This window comes from Acidovorax kalamii (genome assembly GCF_002245625.1).
GTDB lineage: Bacteria > Pseudomonadota > Gammaproteobacteria > Burkholderiales > Burkholderiaceae_C > Acidovorax > Acidovorax kalamii.
This window is the reverse complement of record NZ_NOIG01000012.1, coordinates 191,807-214,965: the sequence shown is the minus strand read 5'-3', so window position 1 is coordinate 214,965 and position 23,159 is coordinate 191,807. Positions and strand designations below refer to the sequence as shown.

19 protein-coding genes are annotated in these 23,159 nt (G+C 66.4%); 15 read left to right on the top strand and 4 right to left on the bottom strand.

All coding sequences use genetic code 11. The features are described 5' to 3' along the window. Nucleotides 1-104: 104 nt before the first annotated feature. Both CBY09_RS20500 and CBY09_RS20495 read right to left on the bottom strand, forming a co-directional pair. Entirely contained in the window at nt 105-1,544 is a 1,440-nt protein-coding gene (locus tag CBY09_RS20500) for an aldehyde dehydrogenase family protein (protein WP_094291413.1), read from the bottom strand. Between the two features lie 290 nt (nt 1,545-1,834). After that, nucleotides 1,835-2,563, bottom strand: a complete 729-nt coding sequence (locus CBY09_RS20495) for a FadR/GntR family transcriptional regulator (protein ID WP_094291412.1) — start codon at nt 2,561-2,563, stop codon at nt 1,835-1,837. A gap of 125 nt (nt 2,564-2,688) precedes the next feature. On the opposite strand from CBY09_RS20495, the gene CBY09_RS20490 reads away from it, so the two are divergent. The 10 genes from CBY09_RS20490 (at nt 2,689) to CBY09_RS20445 (ending at nt 14,088) form a co-directional block, all read left to right on the top strand. Further along, nucleotides 2,689-3,507, top strand: a complete 819-nt coding sequence (locus CBY09_RS20490) for an NAD-dependent epimerase/dehydratase family protein (protein ID WP_094291411.1) — start codon at nt 2,689-2,691, stop codon at nt 3,505-3,507. An 8-nt stretch (nt 3,508-3,515) separates the two neighbouring features. Beyond that, nucleotides 3,516-4,412: an SMP-30/gluconolactonase/LRE family protein gene (locus CBY09_RS20485; RefSeq protein ID WP_240515798.1), complete on the top strand. Its 897-nt coding sequence runs from the start codon at nt 3,516-3,518 to the stop codon at nt 4,410-4,412. Nucleotides 4,413-4,470: 58 nt separating this feature from the next. Then, a complete protein-coding gene (locus tag CBY09_RS20480; RefSeq protein ID WP_094291410.1) occupies nt 4,471-5,448 on the top strand; it encodes a TRAP transporter substrate-binding protein in 978 nt (325 codons plus the stop codon). A gap of 152 nt (nt 5,449-5,600) precedes the next feature. Further along, nucleotides 5,601-6,098, top strand: coding sequence for a TRAP transporter small permease (locus CBY09_RS20475; RefSeq protein ID WP_420807467.1), 498 nt, complete (start codon nt 5,601-5,603; stop codon nt 6,096-6,098). Between the two features lie 41 nt (nt 6,099-6,139). Further along, complete coding sequence (locus CBY09_RS20470) at nt 6,140-7,432, top strand: TRAP transporter large permease (RefSeq protein ID WP_094291409.1); 1,293 nt, start codon at nt 6,140-6,142, stop codon at nt 7,430-7,432. A 40-nt stretch (nt 7,433-7,472) separates the two neighbouring features. Continuing rightward, entirely contained in the window at nt 7,473-9,047 is a 1,575-nt protein-coding gene (gene garD, locus CBY09_RS20465) for a galactarate dehydratase (RefSeq protein WP_094291408.1), read from the top strand. Nucleotides 9,048-9,334: 287 nt separating this feature from the next. Continuing rightward, the gene (locus CBY09_RS20460) at nt 9,335-10,264 is read left to right on the top strand and encodes a DMT family transporter (RefSeq protein ID WP_094291407.1); all 930 of its coding nucleotides are present in this window, start codon (nt 9,335-9,337) and stop codon (nt 10,262-10,264) included. 9 nt (nt 10,265-10,273) lie between these two features. Then, on the top strand, nt 10,274-11,386 hold the full coding sequence (locus tag CBY09_RS20455) for an aldose epimerase family protein (RefSeq protein ID WP_094291406.1): 1,113 nt from the start codon (nt 10,274-10,276) through the stop codon (nt 11,384-11,386). Nucleotides 11,387-11,462: 76 nt separating this feature from the next. Continuing rightward, nucleotides 11,463-12,452 (top strand): catalase family protein, encoded by a 990-nt coding sequence (locus CBY09_RS20450; protein ID WP_094291405.1) that lies wholly within the window; start codon nt 11,463-11,465, stop codon nt 12,450-12,452. Nucleotides 12,453-12,564: 112 nt separating this feature from the next. Then, nucleotides 12,565-14,088 (top strand): DegQ family serine endoprotease, encoded by a 1,524-nt coding sequence (locus CBY09_RS20445; protein WP_094291404.1) that lies wholly within the window; start codon nt 12,565-12,567, stop codon nt 14,086-14,088. A gap of 15 nt (nt 14,089-14,103) precedes the next feature. Here CBY09_RS20445 and CBY09_RS20440 read toward each other — a convergent pair whose 3' ends face one another. Next, entirely contained in the window at nt 14,104-16,296 is a 2,193-nt protein-coding gene (locus CBY09_RS20440) for a TonB-dependent siderophore receptor (RefSeq protein WP_094291403.1), read from the bottom strand. Between the two features lie 108 nt (nt 16,297-16,404). On the opposite strand from CBY09_RS20440, the gene CBY09_RS20435 reads away from it, so the two are divergent. The 3 genes from CBY09_RS20435 to CBY09_RS20425 all read left to right on the top strand — a co-directional run bounded on the left by CBY09_RS20435 (nt 16,405) and on the right by CBY09_RS20425 (nt 19,608). Further along, nucleotides 16,405-17,064, top strand: a complete 660-nt coding sequence (locus CBY09_RS20435; protein WP_094291402.1) for a response regulator transcription factor — start codon at nt 16,405-16,407, stop codon at nt 17,062-17,064. Then, nucleotides 17,064-18,413, top strand: coding sequence for an ATP-binding protein (locus CBY09_RS20430; RefSeq protein ID WP_094291401.1), 1,350 nt, complete (start codon nt 17,064-17,066; stop codon nt 18,411-18,413). The genes CBY09_RS20435 and CBY09_RS20430 overlap by 1 nt, the downstream gene beginning before the upstream one ends. 196 nt (nt 18,414-18,609) lie before the next feature. Continuing rightward, nucleotides 18,610-19,608: a 2-dehydropantoate 2-reductase gene (locus CBY09_RS20425; RefSeq protein WP_094291400.1), complete on the top strand. Its 999-nt coding sequence runs from the start codon at nt 18,610-18,612 to the stop codon at nt 19,606-19,608. Here CBY09_RS20425 and CBY09_RS20420 read toward each other — a convergent pair whose 3' ends face one another. Next, the gene (locus CBY09_RS20420) at nt 19,609-20,097 is read right to left on the bottom strand and encodes an Lrp/AsnC family transcriptional regulator (RefSeq protein WP_094291399.1); all 489 of its coding nucleotides are present in this window, start codon (nt 20,095-20,097) and stop codon (nt 19,609-19,611) included. A gap of 101 nt (nt 20,098-20,198) precedes the next feature. Between CBY09_RS20420 and CBY09_RS20415 the strand changes: the two genes are divergently transcribed. Together CBY09_RS20415 and CBY09_RS20410 are read left to right on the top strand one after the other, a co-directional pair. Then, the gene (locus tag CBY09_RS20415; RefSeq protein WP_094291398.1) at nt 20,199-21,101 is read left to right on the top strand and encodes an EamA family transporter; all 903 of its coding nucleotides are present in this window, start codon (nt 20,199-20,201) and stop codon (nt 21,099-21,101) included. A 408-nt stretch (nt 21,102-21,509) separates the two neighbouring features. Continuing rightward, on the top strand, nt 21,510-22,691 hold the full coding sequence (locus CBY09_RS20410) for a tyrosine-type recombinase/integrase (protein WP_094291397.1): 1,182 nt from the start codon (nt 21,510-21,512) through the stop codon (nt 22,689-22,691). Nucleotides 22,692-23,159: the final 468 nt, after the last annotated feature.

The window sequence follows — 23,159 nt, the reverse complement described above, 5'->3', positions numbered from 1 at the left end:
ATATATAGCTAATGACGCGATGTGCTAGCGCGGTAGGGCCTGTTTTCCCTCATATTTTCAGCAACCCACTGTGCCGCCTGTCCGTGGGTTGCGGGCTGGCAGCTTCACGCTTGCGTGTACGCGGTCTTCACCGTGGTGTAGAACTCCGCCGCGTAACGCCCCTGCTCGCGCGGGCCGTAGCTGCTGCCCCTGCGGCCGCCAAAGGGCACGTGGTAGTCCACGCCCGCCGTGGGCAGGTTCACCATCACCATGCCGGCTTGCGCGTGGCGCTTGAAGTGCGTGGCGTGCTTGAGGCTGGTGGTGGCGATGCCGCTGGCCAGGCCAAACGGCGTGTCGTTGGCCAGGGCCAGCGCCTCTTCGTAGTTCTTGGCGCGCAACACGCTCACCACGGGGCCGAAGATTTCTTCGCGGTTGATGCGCATGCCAGGCGTGGTTTCGGTGAACAGGGCGGGGCGCAGGTAGTAGCCGGGCGCGCCGTCGGCGTTCTTCTCCAGGGCTTCGCCGCCATAGGTGAGCTTGGCGCCTTCCTGCTGGCCGATGGCTATGTATTCCAGGTCTTGTGCGAGTTGGCGGTCGTCCACCACGGGGCCGATGTCGGTGCCGGCCTTGCGGGCGTCGTCCACCTTCAGGGTCTTCATCTTCTCGACCATGGCGGCCACGAAGCGGTCGTGGATGCCCTCGGTCACGATCACGCGACTGCTGGCGGTGCAGCGCTGGCCGGTGGAGAAAAAGCCGCTGTTGATGGCCGCGCCCACGGCCACGTTCAGGTCCGCGTCGTCCAGCACCACAAACGGGTTCTTGCCGCCCATCTCCAGCTGCACCTTGGCGCCACGTGGCACGCAGGCCGCTGCCACGCGCTGACCGGTGCCGACGGAGCCGGTAAAGCTCACGCCCGCAATGCGCTCGTCTTCGAGCAGCACGGCGCCCACGTCCGAACCCCGGCCCATCACCAAGTTGAACACACCAGCGGGCAGGCCCGCACGGTGCAGGATGTCGGCCAGCGCCCAGGCAGAGCCCGGCACCACCTCGGCGGGCTTGAACACCACGGTGTTGCCGTAGGCCAATGCGGGCGCGATCTTCCAGGCCGGGATGGCGATGGGGAAGTTCCACGGCGTGATGATGCCGATCACGCCCAGCGGCTCGCGTGTGATCTCGATGCCCACGCCAGGGCGCACGGACGGGATCATCTCGCCACCGGGGCGCAGCGCCTCGCCAGCAAAGAACTTGAAGATGGCGGCGGCGCGGCCCACTTCGCCAATCGCTTCGGGCAGGGTCTTGCCCTCTTCGCGGGCCAGCAGGTCGCCCAGCTCGGCCTTGCGGGCGATGATCTCGTTGCCCACAGCATCGAGGATGTCAAAACGCTGCTGTGGGGTGGACAGGCTCCATGCTGGGAAAGCCGCGTGTGCGGCGGCCACGGCATCGAGTGCCTGCTCGCGGCTGGCCACGGCGTAGTCGCCGATCACGTCGCGCGTGTCGGAGGGGTTGGTGTTCTGGTAGGTGCGGACGCCGTCGGTCCAGGCGCCGCCAATCAGGTTTGCATGCATGGCTGTGGTGGTGTGTGGTGGGTTGATGGAATCAGAACAAAGCCCGTAGCGCGCCAAGGCGCACCCGGCGCGCAGGGTGGGGTGTCACGGTGCTCGCAATCCCCGTCAGCACCTGGGGGCTGCGCACGCGGCTCACGAGCAATTTTGTTGTATGTCATCGTACAACATAAACGATAGAGGGCGCTTGCGGGTAACTACTCATGGGACCACTGCCACCAACACCCGTCGAGCAGTACAGGGCGGGTGTTGGTGGCATCCGGGGGGGAGCTGCCGGTGCGGGCCGTTCATGCTCAGCTGGCTTCTGCTTGTGCACGGCGCCGACGCTCGCGGCTGTTGGCCAGGTGGGTGCGCATGGCGGCGCGGGCGGCGTCCGGGTCCTGGCCCACGATGGCGTCGTAGATGCTTTCGTGTTCGCCATTGACGCGCCGCAAGTACTGCCGGCGTTCGTCATTGGCCGAGTCCATGGCCGCCAGCCGGGCGCGCGGGATGATCATGCTGCCCAGTGTGCCCATCAGCTCGGCGAAGTGGCTGTTCTGCGTGGCGCGGGCAATCTCCAGGTGGAACTGGAAGTCCGAGGCCACGGCGTCGCGCCCCGCGTCCACGGCAGCGGCCACGGCGTCCAGCGCTTCGCGCATGGCTTTCAGGTTGGCCTCGGTGCGGCGTTGCGCGGCCAGCGCGGCGGCTTCAGTTTCCACTCCAATGCGCAGCTCCAGTACGGCAATCACATCGCGCAGGGTGCTGAACTGGTCGGGCGTGATCTTGAAGCCGGGCGCCTGGCCCAGCCCCAGCACAAAGGTGCCGATGCCGTGCCGCGTTTCCACCAGGCCCGAGGCCTGCAGCTTGGAAATCGCCTCGCGCACCACGGTGCGGCTGACGCTGAACTCGGCCATGATGGCCGCCTCCGTGGGCAGCTTGTCGCCCAGTGCCAGGCGGCCGTCCCGGATGCGGTCTCCGAGGGACTCCACCAGCTCCAGGGCCAGGGTGCGGGGCTTGCGGCGAAGGGTGGTGTCAATGGTCATTCTTGGTGTTATCCCTATGGGGCGCCGGGGGCAGAAGCAGTACATTGCACTTCGTTGTACGACAACTGATGACGTTCAACAAATGTGCTGCCACTGTACCAAGAACCTCTGCTTTTGTAACCGCCATGCCTTGCCATCCGACGCCCCTCCGCTTTCAACGCCTGCTGCTGACCGGAGCAGCCGGAGGCCTGGGCCAGGAGCTGCGCACCCGGCTGAAGGCCTACTGCACCACCTTGCGCCTGTCGGACATCGCGAACCTGGGCGATGAAGGCGCTGGAGAGGAGCTGCGCCCCGCACGCCTTGAAGATGCGGGCGCTGTGCTCGGCCTACTGGAGGGCGTCGATGCCGTGGTGCACCTCGGTGGCGTGTCCACCGAGCAGGCCTGGGAACCCATCCTGCAGGCCAACATCGTCGGCGTCTACAACCTGTATGAAGCAGCACGCAAGCAGGGCGTCAAGCGGGTGGTGTTTGCCAGCTCCAACCATGTCACGGGTTTTTATCGCCAGGACGAGGTGGTCGGCCTGCGCGACCCGGCGCGCCCTGATGGGCTCTATGGCGTGTCCAAGGCGTTTGGCGAAGATCTCTCGCGCTTCTACTTCGACCGTTACGGCATCGAAACCGTGTGCCTGCGCATAGGCTCATCCTTTCCCGAGCCGCGCAATCGCCGCATGCTGGCCACCTGGATGAGCTACGACGACCTGGAGCGCCTCGTCGTTGCCAGCCTCACCGCCCCCGTGGTGGGGCACAGCATCATTTATGGCATGGGCGACAACACCACCACCTGGTGGGATAACACCCTGGCGCGCCACATAGGCTATCGGCCCGAGGACAGCTCCGAGCCCTTCCGCGCCAAGGTCGAAGCCGCCGACCCACACCCCGACATGACCGATCCTGCCGTGATCTACCAGGGCGGTCCTTTTGTTCGCACCGGTCCTTTCGAATGAGCGCGCCGATGAAGCTTCAGATGGACCTGCTGCTGCCCGACCACCGCGACCAGGTGGGCGAAAGCCCGGTGTGGAGTCCTGCTGAGCAGGCGCTCTACTGGGTGGACATCGAAGGCCGCAAGCTGCACCGCTTCAGCTTTGCGGACCAGCGCGTACAAAGCTGGGACACCGCAGAGCGCCCTGCCTGCATCGCCCTGCATGCGGCGGGCGGCCTCATCGCGGGCATGGACACCGGCGTGTTCCACCTGCAGCCCCAGGTGGGCGGCACGCTGTCCGCCACGCTGCTGGCCAGCGTGGACCACCCCCAGCCCGGCATGCGCTTCAACGACGGGCGCTGCGACCGTCAGGGTCGTTTCTGGGCGGGCACCATGGTGCGCGACATGTCGCTCGCGCAGGCTGCTGGCAGCCTGTACCGCATGGATGCGCAGCGCGGCCTGTCTGCACCGCAGGTGCAGGGCCTGGTCACGCAGAACGGCCTGGGCTTCAGCCCCGATGGCAAGACCCTGTACCTGAGCGACAGCCACCCGAGCGTGCAGCAGATCTGGAAGCTTCCGCTGCACGACGATGGCACGTTGGGCGAGCGCTCGCTGTTCGTGGACATGCGCGAGCTCCCCGGTCGGCCCGACGGCGGTGCGGTGGATGCCGACGGCGGCTATTGGATCTGTGGCAACGACGCCGGTGTGGTGCACCGTTTCACGCCCGACGGCCGCCTGGACCGCTCCATCGCCGTGCCCACCAGCAAGCCATCGATGTGCAGCTTCGGCGGCCCGGGGCTGGATGTGCTGTTCATCACTTCCATCCGCCCGGGGCAGCCCCAGGGCGACGACGTGGCGCTCGGCGGCGCCATCTTTGCCACCCGGCCCGGCGTGGCGGGGTTGCCAGAGACACCCTACCGGAGCACCTGAAGACAACAGGCCTTCGGAACTCTCCCCATTCACAACACGTTCAACCCAGGAGACAACCATGAAGATCCCCCATTTGTTCGGCCGCGTCGCTCTGGCTGCGGGCCTGCTGCTCGGCGGCCTGGCCGCGCAGGCCACCGAATTCCGCTCGTCGGACATCCACCCCGAGGACTACCCCACCGTGCTGGCCGTGCGCCACATGGGCGAAGCGCTGTCCAAGGCCACGGGGGGCAAGCACAGCATCAAGGTGTATGCCAAGGGCTCCCTGGGCATCGAGAAGGACACCATCGAGCAGACCAAGCTGGGTGCGATTGCCATGACGCGCGTGAACGTTGCGCCCATGAACAACATCTGCCCTGCCACCATGGTGCCCACCATGCCGTTCCTGTTCCGCGACAAGGAACACATGCGCAAGGTGCTCGACGGTGCCATCGGCGACGAGATCCTGAAGGACTGTGAGACCCAGGGCTTCGTGGGCCTGGCGTTCTATGACAGCGGCGCCCGCTCCATCTACACAGCCAAGCGGCCGATCAAGACGCTGGCCGATGTCAAGGGCTTGAAGGTGCGTGTGCAGCAAAGCGATCTGTGGGTGTCCTTGCTCGAAGCCATGGGGGCCAATGCCACACCCATGCCGTTTGGCGAGGTCTACACCGCACTGAAGACCAGTCTCGTGGACGCTGCCGAAAACAACTACCCCAGCTACGAAAGCTCGCGCCACTTCGAAGTGGCCAAGTACTTCAACAAGACCGAGCACTCCATGGCACCAGAGATTCTGTTGTTCTCCAAGCGTGTGTGGGACAAGCTCAGCGCCGATGAGCAAAAGGCGATTCGCACGGCGGCCAAAGAGTCGGTTGTCTACATGCGCAAGCTGTGGGATGAGCGCGAGGAGAAATCCCTGGCCATCGTGAAGGCCGGTGGTGCCGAGATCATTGAAGTGGACAAAGCCCCTTTCAAGACAGCGATGAAACCTGTGTACGACAAGTTCCTGAAGGACCCCAAGCTGCAGGACATGGTCAAGCGCATTGATGCTGTCAAGTAAGTACCTGTTCACAGTCTCCCGAGGCGCGCGGCGATCCCCGGCGAGACCGTGAACCGGTTCCAAGAAGTCCCCCAGGCCCTGAGTGGTCAGCGCAAACCCGGTGAAAACCCGGGCAGGCGCTGCCGCCGCCGGGCTGCATGTGAGTGAATTGAATGTTCAAGCTGTATTCGCGCATGTGCGCATTGATTGCACGTACGTGCCTGCAAATCGGCGTTGCCGGCATGGTGCTGCTGGTGCTGGCCGTGCTTTACCAGGTCATTGGCCGCTACATCTTCAATGACACACCGACCTGGGCAGAAAGCGGTGCGGTGCTGCTGGTGCTCTATGTGACCATGCTCGGCATGGCGGTGGGCGTGCGGGATGCCGGGCACATTGGCCTGGAGTCGTTCCTGGTGCTGGCACCCGAATGGCTCCGCCTGAAAATGGAAATTCTCATCCACTTTCTGGTGCTCGTTTTTGGCCTGGTGATGGCCTGGAACTGCGGTGTGTTGGCCGAGTCGGTCATGGGTTACAAAATTCCAACCCTCGGTATCTCCGAGGCCTTCAAGTACGTGCCGCCAGCGATCGCTGGCGTGCTGGTCTCACTGTTTTCGCTGGAACACGTCATTGCCCTGATGCGCGGCACCGAAGTCGAGCCCGCCTGGCACTGAGCTGACTGTTCCGATCCCAGAGACCTAGTGAGACTTTCATCATGGCATTGACCATTCTGTGCGTGACGTTCACGCTGTTGCTGCTGCTGGGCGTGCCCGTGGCGTTTTCTATCGGCCTGTCTTCTCTGGCCACCATTCTTTACGAGGGGTTGCCGCTGGCCGTGGGCTTCCAGCAAATGATTTCGGGCATGAACCCGTTCTCGTTTCTGGCGATCCCCTTCTTTATTTTTGCGGGCGAAATCATGATGTACGGCGGCATCGCCGACCGCATCGTCACGTTCGCCAAGAGCCTGGTGGGGCATGTGCGCGGCGGGCTGGGCATGAGCAACGTGGTGGCCTGCACCCTGTTTGGTGGAGTGTCGGGTTCGCCAGTGGCAGACGTTTCGGCCATGGGGGCTGTACTGATTCCCCAGATGAAGAAGGAGGGCTACCACGCGGACTACGCGGTCAACGTGACGACCCACGCATCGCTGGTGGGGGCACTCATGCCCACCTCGCACAACCTCATCATCTTTGCGCTCGCTGCTGGTGGCAAGGTGAGCATCGCCGCGCTGATTCTTGCGGGCATCGTGCCTGCCCTTTTGCTCACCATTTGCAACCTGCTCGCGGCCTACCTGGTGGCCGTCAAGCGCGGATACCCCGCAGGAAAATTCCCTGGCTGGGAGATCGTGTGGATCTCCTTCAAGGCCTCTGTGCCGGGGCTGGCCGTGGTCTTCATCATCATTGCGGGCATCCTCTCTGGTGCTTTCACGGCAACGGAGTCTGCGGCGGTTGCCGTGTTGTGGGCGCTGTTTCTGTCCGCGCTGGTGTACCGCCGCCTGACAAAGGACCAGTTCCTCAAGGCTGCGGCCAAGGCGGTCAAAACCACAGGCACCGTTCTGCTCCTGATCGGCATCTCGTCCATGTTCGGCTACCTGATCGGCCTGTATGGCGTGGCCGAGCTGACTGCGGAGGCGCTGCGTTCCATGAGCACCACCCCGTGGGTCATTTTCCTGTGCGTGAACCTGATCCTGTTCATCCTCGGGACGTTCCTGGACATGGCCGCAACCATCCTGATCTGCACCCCCATTTTTCTGCCGATTTGCCAGCAGTTCGGCATGACCACAGAACAGTTTGGCATCGTGATCCTGATCAACTGCGCGCTGGGCCTCAACACACCGCCGGTGGGGACCACCCAGTTCCTGGGGTGCACGATTGCGGGCATTTCCGTGGGGTCGGTCATGCGCACGATCTGGCCGTTCTATGGCGCGCTCATCGTCGCCTTGATGCTGGTGACCTACGTACCATCGTTCTCGATGTGGCTGCCCGATCTGGTGCTCAAGGCTGGCGGTTGAACCGGATGCCGAACAGCGCCCCCACCCAACGGACCCCCTGATGTCTCTACCTCTCACCATCCGCATGCATGCGGAGGACAACGTGGCCATTGTGGCCAACGACGGCGGCCTGCCCGTTGGCACCGTGCTGCCTGCCAGTGTGCCCGGCGCAGGCATGGCCCTTCGCGACAAGGTGCCCCAGGGCCACAAGGTGGCACTCGTGGACATTCCCGAAGGCGGCGTGGTGCGCCGCTACAACGTGCCCATTGGCTATGCGCTGAAAGACATCCCGGCGGGAAGCTGGGTGCACGAGCGCCTGCTGCAGATGCCATCGGCCCGCGCGCTGGAGGGGCTGCCCATGGCCACGGTGCAACCGCCGGTGCTTGAACCCCTGACGGGCTACACCTTCGAGGGCTATCGCAACGCCGATGGCTCGGTGGGCACGCGCAACATCCTGGCCATCACCACCACCGTGCAGTGTGTGGCCGGTGTGGTGGCGCAGGCCGTGCGCCGCATCAAGGCCGAGCTGTTGCCTTTGTTTCCCCATGTGGACGATGTGATCGGCCTGGAGCACACCTACGGCTGCGGCGTGGCCATTGATGCACCCGATGCCATCATCCCCATCCGCACACTGCGCAACATCAGCCTCAACCCCAACTTTGGCGGCGAGGTCATGGTGGTGAGCCTGGGTTGCGAAAAGCTGCAGCCCGACCGCCTGCTGCCCCCGGGCAGCTTTCCCATCACCGACGAGCGCGACGCGGCGCTGGGCCCCGAGACGGTGTGCCTGCAGGCCGACGAGCATGTGGGCTTCATGTCCATGCTCGACCACATTGTGCAAAGCGCGCGGCCCCACCTGGAGCGCCTGAATGCGCGCCGCCGCGAGACCATCCCTGCCAGCGAGCTGGTGCTGGGTGTGCAGTGCGGTGGCAGCGACGCGTTCTCGGGCGTCACCGCCAACCCGGCCGTGGGCTTCTGCGCCGACCTGCTGGTGCGCGCGGGCGCCACGGTGATGTTCAGCGAGAACACCGAGGTGCGCGACGCCGTGGAGCAGCTCACCAGCCGCGCCGCCAAGCCCGAGGTGGCCGATGCCATCGTTCGCGAACTGGGCTGGTACGACCGCTACCTGGACCGCGGCCGCGTGGACCGCGCGGCCAACACCACGCCGGGCAACAAGGCGGGCGGCCTGTCCAACATCGCCGAGAAGGCCATGGGCTCCATCATCAAGAGCGGCACCGCGCCCATCGCGCACGTGCTGGCCCCGGGCGAGAAACTGCGCCGCGACCAGCGCGGCCTGGTGTACGCCGCCACGCCCGCCAGCGACTTCATCTGCGGCACGCTGCAGCTGGCTGCGGGCATGAACCTGCATGTGTTCACCACCGGCCGGGGCACGCCCTATGGCCTGGCCGAATGCCCGGTGGTCAAGGTGGCCACGCGCACCGACCTGGCCCGCCGCTGGCATGACCTGATGGACATCAACGCGGGCAAGATCGCCGACGGCGAGGCCACCATCGAAGAGCTGGGCTGGGAGATGTTCCACCTGCTGCTCGACGTGGCCAGCGGCCGCAAGAAGACCTGGGCGGAGCAGTGGAAGCTGCACAACGCGCTGGTGCTGTTCAACCCCGCACCGGTGACCTGAAGTGACACCCCCTGAGTCGCTTCGCGCCTTCCCCCTCTATCTACGCGCTGCGCGCCACGGTAGGGGGACGCAGCCAGCGCACACAAGCAAAGCGCCGCATCCGCGGTGGGGCGGCCCTTGCGCGGCTGCCCTCGCCTGGGCCGCGCCCTTCGCATGCGTTGGTGGTGGCGCGTAGCGCAACGGATCACTGAAACGGTGGCCTTGCAGGCTGCGTCCTGGGGCTGCAAACCTCCCCCTCACAGCCCGTCTTTGCACGGGCTGTTTCACTAGAGAAACCAAGAACTCACATGGGACATCCCCGTTTTTCCGACCCCAGGGTCGTCATCGCGCTGGCGCTGCTGTGTTGCCTGCTCTGGGGCAGCTCCTACCCTGCTATCAAGACCGGCTACGCCTGGTTCGGCATCGCCCGCAATGACATTCCCACGCAGCTGGTGTTTGCAGGCTGGCGCTTTCTGGGCGCGGGGCTGATCCTGCTGGCCTGGGCAGCAGCTACGCGCAAGGCCATCGGGGGGCTGGGCTTTATGGCCGGGCGGCAGCTGGTGGTGTTGGGCCTGGCGCAGACCACGCTGCAGTACGTTTTTTTCTACGTGGGCCTCGCGTACACCACGGGCGTCAAGGGCTCCATCATGAATGCCACCGGTACGTTTTTCAGCGTGCTGCTTGCGCACTGGGTCTACCACAACGACCGCCTGAGCCACGCCAAGCTGTGGGGCTGCCTGGTGGGCTTTGCGGGCGTGATGGTGGTGAACCTGGGGCGCGGCACGCTGGACCTGGACTTCACGCTGCTGGGCGAAGGCTTTGTGGTGATCGCTGCGTTGGTGCTGGCTGCGGCCAGCATCTACGGCAAGCAGGTGTCGCAGCGCATGGACTCGGTGGTGATGACGGGGTGGCAGCTGAGCATCGGCGGCGCGGCGCTGTTGGCCATCGGTTGGGGCCTGGGCGGCGCGCTCACGGGCTTCACCTGGGGCTCGGCCTTGCTGCTGGTGTACCTGGCGCTGCTGTCGTCGGCCGCTTTCTCGCTGTGGAGCATCTTGCTCAAGCACAACCGCGTGAGCCAGGTCACGGTGTTCAACTTCACGGTGCCGATCTTTGGCGCGGCGCTGTCAGCACTGTTCCTGGGCGAAGCGCTGCTGGAGTGGAAGAACCTGCTGGCCCTGGTGCTGGTGTGCGGGGGCATCTGGCTGGTCACGCGCGACGCAGCCAGCCCCACGAAATAGACTCGGCGCATGGCTTACACACTCTCCCGCGAGGCATTCCAGCGCGACCTGCATGGCCAGCGCACCGATTTGTTTACCCTGCACGGCACGGGCGGCTTGCAGGTGGCTGTGAGCAACTACGGAGCCCGCCTGGTGCAGGTGGCGGTGCCTGATGGGCAGGGCGGTCTGGTCGATGTGGCCCTGGGCTATGACAGCCTGCAAGGCTATCTGGATGGTCAACTCTCCATGGGCGCATTGATCGGGCGCTGGGCCGGGCGGTTGCGTGCAGGCACGCTCACCCTGTCCGATGGCTCACACCTGCAGCTGCCCACCAACAGCGGCCCACACCACCACCACGGTGGGCCGCGCGGCAGCCGCTTTCAGGTGTTTGCGGTGGATGGCGTGCAGGCCGATGCGCTCACCCTGAGCCACACTTTTCGCACCGAAGACGACGGTGTACCGGGTGATGTGCATGTGCAGCTGCACCTGCAAGTCACGGCCGACAACGCGCTGCACATGGCCTGGACGGCCCAGGCCTTGCGTGCGCCCACGGTGCTCAACCTGACGGGACATGCGTTCTTCAATCTGGCCGGCAGGGGCAGCACCCACGGCCACAGCCTGCAGGTGCCAGCCAGCCGCTATGTGCCACTGGCCGCCGATGTGTGCCCAACCGGCGCGCTGGCAGGTGTGCCGGGCACGCCGTTCGACTTCCGCCAGGCCCGCCGTGTGGCGGATGCCATCGCAACGCCCCATGAGCAACTGGCCTTGGCCGGTGGGCTGGACCATTACCTCGTGCTGGATGAACCGGGCACATCCCGCGCCGCCCCGGCTGCATCCACCACCCCACCCGGCCTGCGCCTGGCCGCGCTGCTCAGCGAGCCGGTGAGTGGCCGCGCCATGGAGGTCTGGAGCACCGCGCCCGGCGTGCAGGTGTACGCAGGCCATGGCCTCAAGGCAGACCCCGCGCGGGACCTGGGGCGTGGGGAAGGACCGGGTGGCTGGCTCTGGCAGCCGGGCGACGGCATCTGCCTGGAGCCCATGGAGTACCCCGATGCGCCCAACCACCGCGCCTTTCCGGTGCGGTGGCTCGCACCCGGCGAGGAGGTGCAGGGGGCCATCGTGTACCGATTTTTGAGCCCGTAGCGGATTGGCTGAAGGGGTGCCGGTTTGGGGTGCGGCGCGCTACCATGCGCGCTGGCTTTCAAACGAGAGGTGGCCCATGGACACACGCTACACCCCCAGCACCGGCTGGAAAGAAGTGGTGGCTCCCGATGAAGCGCAGCGCTTTGCCGGGTATGCGCGCCAGTTTGCCGAGTTGCAGGCACGCAAGTCGCAAAAATACGGCAAGGGGCGGGGCCTGCACCGCAAGCAGCTTACGGCCGCCCGGGGCCAGCTGGAGGTGCTGGGCGATCTGCCCGCGTTTGCGGCCCAGGGGCTGTTTGCCCAGCCCGGGTCGTACGAAGTGCGGGTGCGGCTGAGCAACGGTGGCATGGACACCACCTCCGACCGCAAGCCGGACATCCGGGGCTTTGCCTTCAGTGTGCTGGGCGTGCAGGGCGATTCCGCCCTGGGCAACGGGCCCGCCAAAAGCCAGGACTTTCTGCTCATCAACCAGGAGAAGTTTGCCTTTCCCCAGAGTGGCGAGTTTGTGGACTTTGTGGTGGCGGCATCGCATGGGGGCGGCGCGCTGATCAAGTTCCTGGTGCGGCGCCACGGGCTGCTGGGGGCCGCCAGGCAGATCGCCAAGACGGTCAAGACTTTCGGCCGACCCTTCGGCGGCTTTGCTGCACATGCCGTGCACAGTGCGGCGCCCATTGCGTGCGGGCCGTATGCGGTGCGTGTCCGCCTGGTGCCCCATGCCTCCAACGGCGCGCCGGTCACCCAGGTGCAGGACGACTGGAACGCCGAGTTTTCGGCCCGCCTGCGCCAGCAGGATCTGGTGTGGGACCTGCAACTGCAGCCCTTTGTGGACGAAGCCACCACCCCCATTGAAGACGCCAGCGTGGACTGGCCCACGCCCTACACCACTGTGGCCCGGCTGACCTTGCCCCGCCAAGATCCAGCAGCCGACCCCACACTGGCCGCGCAGGTCGAAGCTGCCGTGTTCGACCCCTGGCAGGCCCTGGCTGCGCACCGCCCGCTGGGCGACGTGATGCGCGCGCGCAAGGTGGTCTACTTCGAGAGCCAGAAAGGGCGCGGGGCTGCTTAGCCTGCAGCCAGCCGGTCCGGTGCGACGCCGCCTTCGTCGCGCCTAAGTTTCGTCTAAGCGTGCGTGCCCACACTGCCTTCCATCGCAACTCCGATGGAAAAGGCATACCACCATGAACACGACCACGCTGATTTCCGCCCCCCGCCGCCTCATCCTGGCCCTGGTGGCCGCCGGTGCAGTGGGCGCCATGGGCGCGGGCCTCATCACCGGGCACCAGGCCCGCGCCTTGACCCCGCCTCCTGCCATCGTGGCGCAGGCCCCGGCCGCCCCCGGCGGCGCGCTGCCCAGCTTTGCACAGATCACCGCGCAGAACGGCCCGGCGGTGGTCAACATCAGCGTGACGGGCAGCACCAAGACCGCGATGGCCGATGACGACGGCGAAGACGAAGGCCAGCCCGCCGCGCACCAGGGCCGGGGCCCGCAGATGGACCCGAACGATCCGTTCTACCAATTTTTCCGCCAGTTCGGCTTTCCGGGCGGTGCGGGCCCCCAGGCCCAGCCCAACGTGCCCACGCACGGCCAGGGCTCCGGCTTCATCGTCAGCCCTGACGGCCTGGTGCTGACCAACGCCCATGTGGTCAAGGGCGCGAGCGATGTCACCGTCAAGCTCACCGATCGCCGCGAGTTCCGCGCCAAGGTGCTGGGCGCTGATCCCAAGACCGACGTGGCCGTGCTCAAGATCGACGCCAAGGATCTGCCCACGGTGCGCTTGGGCAGCACGCGCGACCTGCAGGTGGGCGAATGGGTGCTGGCCATCGGCTCGCCCTTCGGCTTTGAAAACAGCGTGACGGCCGGTGTGGTCAGCGCCAAGGGCCGCTCGCTGCCCGACGACAGCCTGGTGCCCTTCATCCAGACCGACGTGGCGGTGAACCCCGGCAACTCGGGTGGGCCGCTGTTCAATGCGCGCGGCGAGGTGGTGGGCATCAACTCGCAGATCTACAGCCGCTCGGGCGGCTACCAGGGGTTGTCCTTCTCCATCCCCATCGAGCTGGCCGCCAAGATCAAGGACCAGATCGTTGCCACGGGCAAGGTGCGCCATGCGCAACTGGGCGTGGCGGTGCAGGAGGTGAACCAGGCATTTGCCGAGTCGTTCAACCTCGACAAGCCCGAAGGCGCGCTGGTGGCCAGCGTCAGCAAGGGCAGCCCGGCCGAGAAGGCCGGCCTCCAGGCTGGTGACGTGATCCGCCAGGTGGACGGCCAGCCCATTGTGGCCTCGGGCGATCTGCCCGCCTGGGTGGGCCAGGCGCAGCCCGGGCAGCAGGCCAAACTGTCGGTGTGGCGCCAGGGCAAGCCCGTGGAGCTGACCGCCACGCTGGGTGACGCCAGCGACAAGGCCATCAAACAGGCGCGCAATGACGGTGCCGTGGGCAAGGGCCAACTGGGCCTGTCGCTGCGCCCGCTGGAGCGCGAGGAGCGCCAGGAGGTGGGCGTGAGCGAGGGCCTGGTGATCGAGCAGGCGCGCGGCCCCGCTGCGGCCGCCGGGGTGCAGCCGGGCGATGTGCTGCTGGCCATCAACGGCGCACCCGCCAAGAACATCGAGCAGGTGCGCGCGGCTATGGCCAAGGCAGGCAAGTCGGTGGCGCTGCTGATCACGCGCGACGGCAACAAGATCTTTGTGCCGGTGCGCCTGGGGTAAGCCTTGCGCGCGCTGTCAGAACCGCACGGTGGCGCTCAGGTTGAAGGTGCGCGGATCGCCCGCCTTCACGTAGTTGGCGTACTGGTAAAGCCAGTATTTTTTGTCCGCTGCGTTGTTGATGGACGCGCGCCAGGTGGTGGCATAGCCGCCCATCAGCGTGTCGTAGGTGGCGCCCAGGTTCAGCAGCGTGAAGGCGGGCGTGCTCAGTTCACCCGAGGGGCGCAGCGGTGTGTTGCCCGTGTGCTTGATGCCCGCAGTCAGTTGCAGCCCAGGCACTTGCGCCACCCGGTAAGCCAGCTGGGCCGTGGCCACGGTCTTGGGGGCGCCCACCACGCGATTGCCGGTGTGGGCGTTGCCCCGTCCGTACTCGCTGTCCAGCAGCATCAGGCTGCCACCCAGGCGCCATTGGGCACCCAGGCGCGCCGTAGCGCCCAGCTCCAGACCCTGAAAGGTGGACTGACCGTCCTGCACCACGGTGCTGGCGCCGCCGTTCACCGCTACGTACTCTGCCTTCTTCTCGATGCGGAACAGCGCCGCTGTGGCCGCCCAGCTGGCCTGTTCGGTCTTGATGCCCACCTCATACTGGCGGCTCTTGAGCGGGTCCAGCAAGGCTCCATAGTTGGTGTAGGCCGGGTTGCTCACCGAGGTGCCGGGCTGCAGGGCTTCGACAAAGCTGGCATAGGCCATGGTCTGCGGCGTGAGGTGGTGCATCAGCGCCAGCGATGGCGTGATCACCCCCGACTGGCTGTAGCGCGACGTCTCTGCACCGTTGGTGCCAAACCCCCGTTGCGTGTAGTGGGTGTAGCGCAGGCCTGCCAGCACAGACCACTGGGGAGACAGCGCAATGGTGTCGCTCACAAACACGGCCTTTTGCGTGACCTCTACCGCGCGGAACAGCCCCAGGCTCGCCAAATCGCCTTGGCTGATGTAGCCCAGGGTGTTCTGGCTGCCCAGGTTGCCGGTGCCCACGGTGCCGTAGAACCCGTTGGCAGAGTAGTCGTTGGCCTGCTCCTGCCATGCGGCGCCGGCAACGATCTGGTGCTGCAACCCGCCAGTGACAAGGCGCCCCTGCAGCACCGCGTCGAGGTGCCGGAACTGGTAGGACTCCCCATAATCCGAGCGGTCGTTGCGGTAGTTGCCTGCGGCGTCCAGCAGGTCCAGCACCGTTTCATTGCGCCGCGTGCGCGTGCCGCTGTAGCTGTAGCTGCTGCGCAGTTGCCAGTCGGGTGCGATCTGGTACTTCAGGCCGGTGGAGACGTATTGGAACGTGTTGTCTGCAAAGTTGCCCGGCCCCACCAGACGGCCGTTGTCATTGGCGATGGGCGAAGGCAGCCGCGTGCCCGCCAGGGATGCGGTGGTGATGGTGGGCTCGGCATCGCGCGAGAGGCGATCCTGGTAGAGCGACTGGAACTCCCAGCTCAGGTCGCGTGTGAGCCGTGCATCCAGCGCCAGGGATACCGCGTTGCGCCGCAGATGCCCGTCGTTGAAGGTGCTGCCCTGCTCATGTGTGGCGTTCAGGCGGTAGCCCCAGCGGCCCTCCTCACCTGCACGTCCGCCCAGGTCTGCGTGCGCGCGCCACAGACTCTTCGAGTTGATGCCCAGGCCCACGCTGCGCTCGGCCGCCGCGGCGCTGGCGGGCGGCTTCTTGGTCACATAGTTCACCAGGCCGCCGGGGCTGCCAAAGCCATACATGAAGCCCGTGGCGCCCTTGAGCAACTCCACCTGTTCCATGTGCTCGTAGGGCAGCGTGGTCACGTAGCTGATGAAGGGGCGCCCATCGATGCGGTAGGCGTTCTGCCAGTCCAGATCCAGCCCGCGCACCGTGAGGTAGCTGGCCCAGGCCCCGACGCTGGCGCTGTTGTCCGACACCGATGCATCGGTAAAGAACAGATCTCCCAGCTTGTTGGGCGCTGTCTGTTCAATCGTTTCGGCGGTGACCACGCGGCTGGAGTAGGGCGTCTCCAGCGCACTGCGCTCGCCCAGTGCACCTGCGTTGACCGGGCGGCGCAGTTGCAGGTCGGCCGCGTCCTCCAGCGCGGTGGCACGCACCGTCACGTCGGCCAGCTGGGCCGAGGTGGCGGTTGCATCACCTGTGCCCTGGGCCTGCGCCGCCGCACAGGCCAGCAGGCACGCCAGGCCCAGCGCGGTGGGCGCAAAGGTGCAAGAGGGGGAGGCGGGGCTGCGCAAGGCGGTTCGGCGGTATGTCATTTTCAAATGCAAATGAAAATAATTATTATTACAGATGAAGTTGAAACCCAGAGCCGGGCAGCCGCTATCCTCGCGCCATGCTCTCTTCTTTCCTCGTAGACCGCCGCCATGCGCCTGTTGCTGGTTGAAGACGACCCCATGATCGGCGAAGCCGTGCAAGACCTGCTGCGCGCCGAACACTACGCGGTGGACTGGGCGCGCGACGGCGACGCCGCCGACACGGCCTTGCGCACCCAGCCCTACGACCTCGTGCTGCTCGACCTGGGCCTGCCCAAACGCGATGGCCTGGCCGTGCTGCGCGACCTGCGCACCCGCAAGGACCGCACCCCCGTGCTGGTGGCCACGGCCCGCGACGCCGTGGCCCAGCGCATCGAGGGGCTCGATGCCGGTGCCGACGACTACGTGCTCAAACCCTATGACCTGGACGAGCTGCTGGCCCGCATCCGCGCTCTGCTGCGCCGCGCTGCGGGGCGGGCCGAGCCCGTGTACGAGCACCGGGGCGTGAGCATCAACCCCGCCACGCGCGAGGTGACGGTGCGCGGCACGCCGGTGGTGTTGTCGGGCCGGGAGTGGGCCGTGCTGGAGCCGCTCATCGCCCGCCCTGGCATGGTGCTGTCACGCCAGCAGCTCGAAGACAAGCTCTACGGCTGGGGCGACGAGGTGAGCAGCAATGCGGTGGAGGTGTACGTCCACGGCCTGCGCAAGAAGCTGGGGCCTGAGCTGGTGCTGAATGTGCGAGGCGTCGGCTATCTCGTACCCAAGATGTGATGGACAAGCTTTCCCACGCCTTGCGGGGCCTGCTCCCGCGCTCCTTGCGCATGCGGTTGCTGGTGTTCCTGCTGGCCGCCATCGTGCTCGCCGGGGCGGTGCAGGGCGCATTGGCCTACCGCAGCGCGCTGGATGAAGCCGATGCGCTGTTCGACTACCACATGCAGCAGACCGCGCTGGCCCTGCGCTCGGGCCTGCCCGTGGACGCGCAGGGCCTGGGCCCGGGGCTGGACCCCGAGGACGAGAACCACGAATTCATCGTGCAGGTGTGGACCAATGAGGGCCTGCGCATTTTTGAATCCGCTGTGGGCGCGGCCCTGCCGCAGATTGCGGTGCTGGGCTTCACCAACGTGCAGGCACGCGGCGGCACTTACCGCGTGTTCTCGATGCAGACGCGCTCGCAGGTCATCCAGGTGGCGCAGAACATGGCCGTGCGGCAGGGCATGGCCCGCAGCCTGGCGCTGCGCACGCTGGCACCGCTGGCCTTCATGGCGCCGCTCTTGGTGCTGGCCGTGTGGTGGGGCGTGAGCCGCTCGCTGGCCCCGGTGGAGCGCGTGCGCCGCCAGCTCGCCCAGCGGCAGGCCGACGACCTCTCGCCCGTGAGCGATGCCCAGCTGCCCGACGAGGTGCAGCCCCTGGTGAGCGAACTCAACCTGCTGTTCGAGCGCGTGCAACGGGCTTTCGAAGCGCAGGAACATTTTGTGGCCGATGCCGCGCACGAACTGCGCTCGCCCCTGGCCGCGCTGCGCCTGCAGCTGCAGGGCCTGCAGCGCGCGGGCGATGATGCCGCGCGCGCCGCCGCCATCGAACGCCTGTCGGCCGGCATCGACCGCGCCACGCGCCTGGTCGAACAGTTGCTGACGCTGGCGCGGCAGGAAGCGAGCTCCACGGCAACCGAGCCTGTGGACCTGCGCGCCATTGCCCAGCTGGCCCTGGCCGATGTGGCGCCCGCCGCCCAGGCGCGCAGCATGGACGTGGGCCTGCTCGACTCCGAAGCCGCCACCGTGCCCGTGATCGTGCGGGGTAGTGCCGAGGCCCTGCGCATGCTGGTGCGCAACCTGCTCGACAACGCCATCAAATACACCCCGCCTGGCGGCCAGGTGGACGTGCAGGTGGGCACCGACCATGGCCGGGCCCTCCTCACGGTGGAAGACAGCGGCCCCGGCATCGCCCCCGAGCACCGGGAGCGCGTGATGCAGCGTTTTGTGCGCGACACCGCCGACGGCGCCCCCGGCAGCGGTCTGGGTCTGGCTATCGTGCAAGCCATTGCGCAGCGTCACGGGGCGGCCGTGGCGCTGGACCGCTCCCCGCGCCTGGGCGGGCTGCAGGTGGCGCTGCGGTTTGGCTGATGGCATCAGATTGGGTTGCTATATATTTTATAGCTTAAGATGCATGATGGTCGCGCGGAGAAGGCCAAAAAGTCCATGAATTTCAACGTACAGAAGGCTTGAATGGGCTCAGCGTCGCCTGGGCGCCAGACTGCGTGCCGCCCGGTCTGCACAATGCCAGCGGGCACCGGGCCCACTCTCCAAGGATTTTGTTGCCATGCACTTCATCGTTCTCGGCGCAGGCGCCATCGGCTGTTATGTGGGCGGCCGCCTGGCGGCACATGGCCAGGCCGTCACGTTGGTGGGCCGCGCCCACGCCCTGCAGCCCATTGCCGCGCACGGCCTGCGCGTGACCGACCTGGATGGCTTTGACCACACCGTGCCCGCTGGCGCCCCGGCGCTGCGGTTGGCGGCCACCCTGGCCGAGGCGGCGCCGGGCGCGGACAGCATCGTCCTGCTGTGCGTCAAGAGTGGCGCCACCGAATCCGCCGCACGCGAGCTGGCGGCCGCGTGTGCGCCCGGCACCCCCGTCATCTCACTGCAGAACGGCGTGGACAACGTGGCCCGCATCCAGGCATTGGCGCCGGGCCTGAACGTGCTGGCAGGCATGGTGCCCTACAACGTGGTGCTGCGCGGCGCGCATGTGCACCGCGCCACAGCGGGCCACCTGCAGCTGCAGCGCGATGCGGCCACCGAGCGCATCGCACCGGTCTTTGCCGCCGCAGGCCTGGCCACCGTGCTGCCGCCCGACATCCGCGCCGTGCAGTGGGGCAAGCTGCTGCTCAACCTCAACAACCCGGTCAACGCACTGTCTAACCTGCCCCTGCGGCAAGAACTGCTTGATCGCAACTGCCGACGCGTGTTCGCCGCCCTGCAGTCCGAGGCCCTGGGCGTGATGGCCCGTGCAGGCATCACCCCCGCAAAGGTCACGGCCGTGTCGCCCACGCTGCTGCCCGCTGTGCTGCGCCTGCCCAACTGGCTGTTCACCCGCCTGGCCAAACGCATGCTGCAGATCGATGCCACCGCCCGCTCATCCATGTGGGACGACCTGGAAGCCGGGCGGGTGACGGAGATTGATGCCCTGTGCGGCGCGGTGGTGCGGCTGGCGGCGCAGCAGGGCATGGCGGCGCCGCTGAATGCGCGCATGTGCGAGCTGCTGGGTGGGCCGAGGCTGCGGCTTGGCGGGGCAGAGATGCGGCGGATGCTGGGGGTGTAGTCAGATGCCGGGGCCGGTGTCCAGCGGCACCCGCAGCCCCGTCTTCATGCATTCCAGCGCCACCGAGGTCCGAAACCAGCGCACGTTGTCGTCGCCTTCAAACAGGCGCCGCGTCAGCGCCTGGTAGTCGGTCATCGAGGCCACCGTCACCACCAGCAGGTAGTCCGCCTCGCCCGTCACGCTGTAGCACTGCTGCACGGCCGCTTCGGCGGCGATGCGGGCGCGCAGCGGGGCGGTGCGGTCAGGGCGTTCGTTCTCCAGGTGCACCTCCACGATGATGGTCAGCGGCTTGCCGACCTTTTCCGGGTCGAGCACGGCCACGTTGGCGCGGATCACGCTGGTGTTCTGCAGCCGCTGGATGCGCCGCTGCACGGCCGGGGCCGAGAGGTTTACGGCCTGGGCGATCACGCGCTGGGGCGTGGTGTTGTCGGTCTGCAGGATATCCAGGATGGCGAGGTCGAAGCGGTCGAGTGCGGCGGGTGCGGTCATGCGGAACCTCGTGCGGGGGCGAGAACGGGGCGAGTGAAAGTTGCGTTTGACCCCTCAAATCAGAGTCAAAAACACGGCGTGAGCGAACTATATTTTTGCGCATGCCAGTTTCTTTCTCTACCTCTGCGGTTTTCCACCGATTTCTCCCTTTTCTTGCCGTGCTCGGCTCCGTCACCGCGCTGGGCATTGGCACATCCTGGGCCAAGCACTGGCTGTTTCCGGCCGTAGGGGCGCAGGGCACCACGGCGCTGCGGGTGGGGTTCTCGGCGCTGCTGGTGCTGTTGCTGTGGCGGCCCTGGCGCTGGCACCTGAGCCGGGCCGATGCGAAGTCGGTGGTGCTGTACGGCGCGGCCCTGGGCGGCATGAACCTGATGTTCTACATGTCGCTGCGCACGTTGCCCTTTGGCCTGGCCGTGGCCATCGAGTTTGCGGGGCCGCTGGCCGTGGCCATCTGGTCGTCGCGCCGCGCAGTGGATTTTGTCTGGGTGCTGCTGGCCATCGCGGGGCTGGGGCTGCTGCTGCCGCTGGGACTCAACGGCAGCATGCTGGACCCGGTGGGCGTGGCCTATGCATTGGGCGCGGCGGTGTTCTGGGCGCTGTACATCGTGTTTGGCAAACGCGCGGGGCATTTGCACGCGGGGCATTCGGTGTCGCTGGGCCTGTTGGTGGCGGCACTGGTGGTGGTGCCGGTGGGTGTGGCGCACGCGGGCGCGGCGCTGCTCTCGCCCAGCCTGTTGCTGATTGGCGTGGCGGTGGCAGCGGTGTCCAGCGCAGTGCCGATTTCGCTGGAGATGATGGCCCTGAAGCGCCTGCCCAAGGAGGCCTTCGGCATCATGATCAGCATGGAACCCGCCGTGGCCGCGCTGGTCGCCATGGTGCTGCTGGGCGAGCATCTGAGCGCGGTGCAGTGGCTGGCCATTGGCTGCATCATGGCCGCCTCGATGGGCAGCGCGCTCACGGCGCGTGCGCCCGCAGCGCCGGGGGCGGCGCCGCAACCGGCCTGAGCACTGGCTGCAGACGCAGCGCCCTGTGCGCTGTTCCAGGCTACTTGGCAGGCGGCGCGCCGCGCAGGTTGTCGATCATGCCCTCCAGCCGCTCCACCTCCTGGTGCATCTTGGCGTCGGCACCTGAACGGATTTCCACAGCGCGCACGAGCGAAAACGGTGAATGACGCGGTGTTGGTTGGGCTGGTCTGAGGCGCTCCCCCTGGGGCAAGAAGGCGTTGAGCGCGCGTTCGATATGAAATTTGTAGCTGCAAATCCATATGGATCGCGCGGTAAGGCCTATTTCTTTAAGCCGTGGTCCCTCGACAGCTATCAAATTCTGGCCGCTAGGCCGCATGGGCTCTAGATTCATGCTGTGCGGTGCCAGAATGTGCCCCCACTTGTGCCCCCTGCCATTTCTGGTGCCCCTTGAAACTCACCGACACGAAGCTACGCACCCTCACCGAGCCCGGCAAACATTCAGACGGCCTGGGCCTCTATCTTGAAGTCACCAAGGCGGGCGGGCGCTACTGGCGCATGAAGTACCGCTTCGCCGGGAAGGAAAAGCGCCTCGCCTTCGGCGTCTACCCGGATGTGACCTTGAAGGCAGCACGTGAAGCGGCCACCAAGGCCCGCCGCCTGCTGCAAGACAACCAAGACCCAGGCGAAGCCCGCAAGGAGGAAAAGGCGCGGGTCATCCACGAAAGCCGCAACACGCTGGAGGTGGTGGCCCGCGACTGGCTGGAGCACCAGCGCGGCCGCTGGGAGCCCGTGACGATGGGCCGCATTCAGGCATCACTGGAGAACGACATTTTTCCCGCGCTGGGTTCAAGGCCCATGGCCACGTTGAAGGCGCGCGACGTAATGGAGGCAGTAAAGGCCATTGAGGCGCGCGGTGCGGCAGACCAGGCTGGCCGCGTGCTGCAGCGGGTGAAGGCCATCTATCGCTGGGCTGTCACACATCAGCGCATCGACAACAACCCCATGCTCGATCTGGTGCCCTCAGAAATCCTCAAGCCGCGCACAGTGCAGCACCGCGCCGCGTTGTCCGAGAAAGAGCTGCCCGAGTTCATGCGAAGGCTCGCCGCCTATGAGGGCGCGCCCGCCATCGTGCTTGGCCTGCGGCTGCTGATGCTCACGGCCTGCAGGCCGGGCGAAGTGCGGGGCGCGCGCTGGGCTGAGTTCGACCGCAAGGCCGCGCTGTGGACCATCCCGGCCGAGCGCATGAAGATGCGCGAGGAACACCGCGTGCCCCTGTCCCAGGAGGCCCTCGAAGTGCTGGACAAGATCGACGCCATCAGCGGCGGCCGTGAGCTGGTGTTCCCAAGTCCCTACTACCCCAGCAAGCCACTGAGCGAGAACACATTCAATTCAGCCCTGGCCCGCATGGGCTACAAGACCATGGCCACGGCCCATGGCTTCCGCGCCCTGTTCTCGACCGTGGCCAACGAACACGGATGGAACCCCGACGTGATAGAGCGGCAGCTCGCGCACAAGGAGCGCAACGAGATACGGGCCGCGTACCACCGCACCACGTACATGGCCGACCGCACGAAGCTGATGCAGTGGTGGGCCGACTACCTGCACGCCGCAGGCGCCCGCAAGGGCTGAGCCACACCGCTCCGTTCTAAGCGTGCGCGCGCCGACGCTGCGCATTCACCTGCCACCCGTAGCCCTGCGGCCAACGCCACGCGCTGAGGTCGGTGGCATGAGGTGGCCCGCCCAGCCGCCATGCAAGACGACCCAATGCCCTGGCGCGCTGTCGAGACCCCGCCGCGCCTGTTGGCTTCATGCGTTGATTTCGTCGGGAGTGCCGCCTGGGAGCATCGCCAAGCCTGACGCGGGCTTGCGGGGCGCTGCAGGGCCGCTTTTACTGTCGGGAATCGACGGACTTTTGAGGCCGCAGGCTAGGGTGGCGCCGGAGCCTGTGACGTAACGGGAAGAACCTTTTTCAAACTAGAGATGCTTGGAATCAACTACCTACAAACCCACCAATGAAGACCAGTTTGTAGGCTTTGTAGGTAGTTCTTTTCGGGTATCTCAAATTTGAATTGAGTATGGGTTCCCGCAGGGTGCAGG

Coding starts and splice junctions, on each gene's coding strand:
- CBY09_RS20500 (WP_094291413.1), bottom strand. CDS start 1,544: ATGCATGCAAACCTGATTGGCGGCGCCTGGACCGACGGCGTCCGCACC.
- CBY09_RS20495 (WP_094291412.1), bottom strand. CDS start 2,563: ATGACCATTGACACCACCCTTCGCCGCAAGCCCCGCACCCTGGCCCTG.
- CBY09_RS20490 (WP_094291411.1), top strand. CDS start 2,689: ATGCCTTGCCATCCGACGCCCCTCCGCTTTCAACGCCTGCTGCTGACC.
- CBY09_RS20485 (WP_240515798.1), top strand. CDS start 3,516: ATGAAGCTTCAGATGGACCTGCTGCTGCCCGACCACCGCGACCAGGTG.
- CBY09_RS20480 (WP_094291410.1), top strand. CDS start 4,471: ATGAAGATCCCCCATTTGTTCGGCCGCGTCGCTCTGGCTGCGGGCCTG.
- CBY09_RS20475 (WP_420807467.1), top strand. CDS start 5,601: ATGTTCAAGCTGTATTCGCGCATGTGCGCATTGATTGCACGTACGTGC.
- CBY09_RS20470 (WP_094291409.1), top strand. CDS start 6,140: ATGGCATTGACCATTCTGTGCGTGACGTTCACGCTGTTGCTGCTGCTG.
- garD (WP_094291408.1), top strand. CDS start 7,473: ATGTCTCTACCTCTCACCATCCGCATGCATGCGGAGGACAACGTGGCC.
- CBY09_RS20460 (WP_094291407.1), top strand. CDS start 9,335: ATGGGACATCCCCGTTTTTCCGACCCCAGGGTCGTCATCGCGCTGGCG.
- CBY09_RS20455 (WP_094291406.1), top strand. CDS start 10,274: ATGGCTTACACACTCTCCCGCGAGGCATTCCAGCGCGACCTGCATGGC.
- CBY09_RS20450 (WP_094291405.1), top strand. CDS start 11,463: ATGGACACACGCTACACCCCCAGCACCGGCTGGAAAGAAGTGGTGGCT.
- CBY09_RS20445 (WP_094291404.1), top strand. CDS start 12,565: ATGAACACGACCACGCTGATTTCCGCCCCCCGCCGCCTCATCCTGGCC.
- CBY09_RS20440 (WP_094291403.1), bottom strand. CDS start 16,296: ATGACATACCGCCGAACCGCCTTGCGCAGCCCCGCCTCCCCCTCTTGC.
- CBY09_RS20435 (WP_094291402.1), top strand. CDS start 16,405: ATGCGCCTGTTGCTGGTTGAAGACGACCCCATGATCGGCGAAGCCGTG.
- CBY09_RS20430 (WP_094291401.1), top strand. CDS start 17,064: ATGGACAAGCTTTCCCACGCCTTGCGGGGCCTGCTCCCGCGCTCCTTG.
- CBY09_RS20425 (WP_094291400.1), top strand. CDS start 18,610: ATGCACTTCATCGTTCTCGGCGCAGGCGCCATCGGCTGTTATGTGGGC.
- CBY09_RS20420 (WP_094291399.1), bottom strand. CDS start 20,097: ATGACCGCACCCGCCGCACTCGACCGCTTCGACCTCGCCATCCTGGAT.
- CBY09_RS20415 (WP_094291398.1), top strand. CDS start 20,199: ATGCCAGTTTCTTTCTCTACCTCTGCGGTTTTCCACCGATTTCTCCCT.